At 72.7% G+C, this 4,255-nt stretch carries 4 protein-coding genes and 1 pseudogene; 2 read left to right on the forward strand and 3 right to left on the reverse strand.

Features of this window, described 5'->3' with window-relative positions; translation table 11 throughout:
- Nucleotides 1–341, forward strand: a 341-nt coding sequence (locus tag DEIPI_RS39745; RefSeq protein ID WP_211238288.1) for a 2-phosphosulfolactate phosphatase, incomplete at its 5' end; no start/stop codon positions are given.
- A 1-nt stretch (nt 342) separates the two neighbouring features.
- Here DEIPI_RS39745 and DEIPI_RS35575 read toward each other — a convergent pair.
- The 3 genes from DEIPI_RS35575 to prxQ form a co-directional block, all read right to left on the reverse strand.
- On the reverse strand, nt 343–2,655 hold the full coding sequence (locus DEIPI_RS35575) for a PAS domain-containing sensor histidine kinase (RefSeq protein ID WP_084474234.1): 2,313 nt from the start codon (nt 2,653–2,655) through the stop codon (nt 343–345).
- Nucleotides 2,656–2,754: 99 nt separating this feature from the next.
- Nucleotides 2,755–3,453, reverse strand: coding sequence for a ribose 5-phosphate isomerase A (rpiA, locus tag DEIPI_RS0112540; protein WP_027481986.1), 699 nt, complete (start codon nt 3,451–3,453; stop codon nt 2,755–2,757).
- Entirely contained in the window at nt 3,446–3,922 is a 477-nt protein-coding gene (gene prxQ, locus DEIPI_RS0112545) for a thioredoxin-dependent peroxiredoxin PrxQ (RefSeq protein ID WP_027481987.1), read from the reverse strand. Before prxQ ends, rpiA begins: the two co-directional genes overlap by 8 nt.
- Before the next feature lie 94 nt (nt 3,923–4,016).
- Here prxQ and DEIPI_RS39750 point away from each other — a divergent pair.
- Nucleotides 4,017–4,255, forward strand: a pseudogene (locus tag DEIPI_RS39750) (deoxyribose-phosphate aldolase); the annotation flags it as partial.

Below are 4,255 nucleotides of genomic sequence, written 5' to 3' on the forward strand. Positions count from 1 at the left end.
GGGCGCGCGCCCTCGCCGTGGAGGAGATCGCGCTGGTCTGCGCGGGCACCAACGGACGCGTCGGCCTGGAGGACGTGTACGCGGCGGGCGTGCTGTGCGAGTACCTCATGAGCATGACCGAGACCACCATCGACGACGGCGCCCGCATCGCGCTGACGGTGCGGCGCAACGCGAGCGATCCGCTGGAGGCCCTGTCGAGCAGCACGCACGGCATCACCCTCGACCGCCTCGGGCTCGGCGAGGACGTGCGTTTCGCGTCGCGGCCCAGCGAGAGCACCGTCGTGCCCGTCCTCGCGGAGACGCAGGACGTGGAGGGCGCGCTGAGGTTCGTGGCGGGCTGACCTACACGGGCAGGCTCATCGAGAACGTCGCGCCCGCGCCGGGCGATCCCTGCGCCCACATGCGTCCGCCGTGCCGGTTCACGATGCGCCGCGCGGACGCCAGGCCCACGCCGCTCCCGTCGAACTCGTCGCCGTGCAGGCGCCCGAACACCTGAAAGAGCCGCGCCGCGTCGGTCTCCTCGAAGCCGACGCCGTTGTCGCGCACCCACACGACGACCTCGCGGCCCCGGACCTCCCCGCCGACCTCGACGCGGGCGGGTTCACGGCCCCGCGTGAACTTCAGCGCGTTGTGCAGCACGTTCGCGAAGACCTGCCGCAGCAGGATCTGGTCGCCGCGCACGGTGGGCAGGTCCTGGATGGCCCACTCGACGGCGCGGCCGCGCGCGAGCGGTTCGAGGTCGCTGCGGACCTGCACGACGAGCTGCGTCAGCGGGACGGGCGACAGGCGCAGCTCGTGCCGAGCGAAGCGCGCGAGGTCGCGCAGGTTCCCGGCGACGCCCTCGACGCGCGCGGCCTCGTCGCGCACCACCGAGAGGTACGTGCGGGTCCGGTCGTCGATGGCGCCCTGCGCGCGGCGCTCCGCGAGGTTCAGGAAGCCGCGGATGCGGTTGAGGGGTTCCTCGATGTCGCGCGAGAGGGCGCCCGCGAGCGCGGCGAGCTCCGCGTTGAGGTCCGCGAGTCGGGCGGTGCGCTCCTCGACGCGCGCCTCGAGGTCCTCGTTGAGGGCGCGCAGGGCGATCTGGGCGTCCACGCGGTCCGTCACGTCACGCGAGGACACCACGAGCTGCGTGACGGCGCCCTCGTCGTCCATGACGGGGTAGCTCGTCGTCTCCAGCCAGAGGCGCGAGCCGTCCTTGCGCTGCGCGCGGTACGTGACGACCATGGGGTTGCGGTTGAGCACCGCGAGGTGGCTGCGTTCGATCTCGCTGAGGTCGTCCGGGGGAAAGAACTCGTACGCGACGCGCCCCACCATCTCCTCGGGGGTCCAGCCGAGGATGCGCGCGTACGAAGGGCTGGCGTACAGGAACGTCCCGTCGGGCGTGTGGAGGCTCACGAGGTCGCTCGCGTTCTCCGCGAGGGTGCGGTAGCGCGCCTCGCTCTCGCGCAGGTGCCGCTCGGCGTTCACGAGGCTGGTCACGTCGATCGAGACGCCGCCGACGAGGACGGGCCGGTCGTCGGGACCCAGGACGGGGAACTTCGCGGAGCGGAAGACGAACTCCCCCTCCAGTGTCCGGACGCGCTCGTCGTAGTGCCGGGCGCGTCCGGAGTCCAGCACCTCGAGGTCGTTCTCGCGGAAGGAGCGGCCCCTGTCCTCGCCGAGGAGGTCCGCGTCGGTCCGTCCGAGGACGGTGTGCCGGGGCCCGAGGACCGCCTCGAAGGCGGGGTTGACGTACGTGTAGCGTCCCTCGGGGTCCTTGAGGAAGATCACGGCGGGCGCGTGTTCGAGGATGGCGCCGAGCTTGGCGCGCTCCCCGTCGAGCGCCTGCTGGAGTCGGGCCTGCTCGGTGACGTCCTGCACGAGCCCGAGGTACTGCGTGACCGCGCCGTCCTCGGCGCGCGCGAAGACGGTCTGGTGTTCGCGCAGCACCCGGTACGTGCCGTCGGGCGCGCGCACGCGGTACTCCTGCTCGACGGTCTCGCCGTCGGCGGCGCGGCGCACCCCGTCGAGCCTGAGGTCGAGGGTGGCGAGGTCGTCCGGGTGGAGCCGTTCGCGCCAGCCCTCCGGGCCGAGCGCCCGCGCCTCGTCGGGCGGGTAGCCGGCGAGGGCGAGGGGCGCGCGGTTCTGGTACGCCACGCGGCGCTCGACGAGGTCACCGAGATAGAGGGAGGCGGGCAGGACGTCGTTGAGCCGCGCGAGGAAGGACTCCTGACGTTCGAGCTCCAGCCGGGCCTCCTCGCGCCGGGTGACTTCGAGCACGACGCCCCGGATGCGCAGCGCGGCGCCCGCGTCGTCCCGCTCGACGACGCCGCGGTCCTCCATCCAGCGGACCCGACCGGAAGGATCGCGGACGCGGTAGACGGCCTGGAAGCGGTCGTCGGAGTCCGGCGCGAGCGCCCCGAGGACGGCGGCGCGGACGCGCTCGCGGTCGTCCTCGTGGACGAGCGCGATGAACTCGGCGACGCGGCGCGCGGCCGCGCCCGGCAGGTCCGGGGTGCGCGTGAGGACCGACACCTCGTCGCGCACGACGTCCCAGATCCAGACCATCATGGGCATGAGGGTGAGGGCGACGTCGAGGGCGGCGTCGGGCCGGATGGTCCCGACGCCGATCACGGTGCCGCCCGGGAGTGCCCCGGCGTCCCTTGTCGCGCTCATAAGGTCAGCTTAGGAGCCTGCCCATGAGCGAACGGTACGGTGTCCTTCAGATGGGCTCATGATGAAGGCATTCTGCATGACGCCCTCATTCATGAGGGTTCAGGGCCGGGGAGTCCGGACGAGTTCCCGCACGCCCTCGGGCGCCGCGACGAAGGCGCGCTCCGCCATGCCGAGGAAGAGGCCGGTCTCCACCACCCCGGGGGTGAGCTTGAGCTCGCGCGCGAGGGCCTCGTCGATCGCGCGGCCCCCGCCGAAGCGCGCGTCGAGGATCACGTTGCCGTTGTCGGTGACGAAGGGCTCGCCGCCGCGCGCGCGGAGCTCCCCGGTCGCGCCGAGGTCCCGCAGACGCTCCAGGGTGGTGTCCAGCCCGAAGCGCAGCAGCTCGATCGGGACGGGCGCCTTCTCCCCGAGGCGCGTGACGAGCTTCGTGTGGTCCGCGATGACGACGAAGCGCCGCGCGCGGAGCTCCACGAGCTTCTCGCGGGTGAGGGCCCCGCCGAGCCCCTTGACGAGGTCGAGGTTCGGGGCGATCTCGTCGGCGCCGTCGATGGCGAGGTCGAGGGGGCGCGTGTCGAGGTCCTCGACGGTGACGCCGTGCTCGCGCGCGAGGGCCGCGCTGGCCTCGCTCGTGGCGACCCCGACGACGCCCGCGTGCTCGCCCGCGCGCTCCCGCCGTCCGTTCTCCTCGCTGGCGTGCCGCGCGGTGGAGCCCGTCCCGAGGCCCACGCGGTCCCCGGGCCGCACGAGCGCGACGGCCCTCAGCGCCGCCTCGGCCTTGAGGGCCTCCAGGTCAGGCATGGGCCGCGCGGTGCTTCTCGAGTTCGCGGGCGACGGCGTCCGCGTGACCGTCCACCTTCACGTTGTTCCAGGCGCGGACGAGGGTGCCGTCGGGCGCGATGAGGTACGTGGAGCGCTTCACGCCCTCGGTGATCTTCCCGTAGTTGTTCTTCTCGCCCCAGGCGCCCACCGTCTTCATGAACGACGCGTCGGCGTCCGTCAGGAGGGGGAAGTTGAGCGAGAACTTCTCCGAGAAGTCGGCGTGGGAGGCGGCGTCGTCGCGGCTCAGGCCCAGGATGGCCGCGCCGTGCGCGCGCAGTTCGGCGTTGTCGCGGAAGTCGCAGGCCTCCTTCGTGCAGCCGGGCGTGTCGTCCTTGGGGTAGACGTACAGGACGACGTAGCGCCCGGCGTAGTCGGAGAGGCGGTGCAGGCGGCCCTCGGCGTCGGGCAGGGCGAAGTCCGGGAAGCGGGCGGCGGGTTCCATGGTCATGAGGGGACTCTACCGTGCGGGCGCGGGCGGGCGCGAGTCGTGTCTGGCGGAGGTCTTACCCAAATTCATGGAAGCCCTCTGTATTCTGTGAGGCGTGAATTTGGCGTCCTTCATCGATCACACGCTGCTCAAGGCCACCGCGACGTCCGACCAGATCCGCACGCTGTGCGGCGAGGCGCGCGAGCACGGCTTCCGCGCGGTGTGCGTCAATCCCTCCTTCGTGCCCCTCTCCCGCGCGGAGCTCGCCGGGAGCGGCGTCCTCGTCGCGACCGTCTGCGGCTTCCCGCTCGGCGCGCTCCTGCCCGCGCAGAAGGCCGCGGAGGCCCGCGCGAG

This window comes from Deinococcus pimensis DSM 21231, from assembly GCF_000519345.1.
Classification (GTDB): Bacteria; Deinococcota; Deinococci; order Deinococcales; family Deinococcaceae; genus Deinococcus_A; species Deinococcus_A pimensis.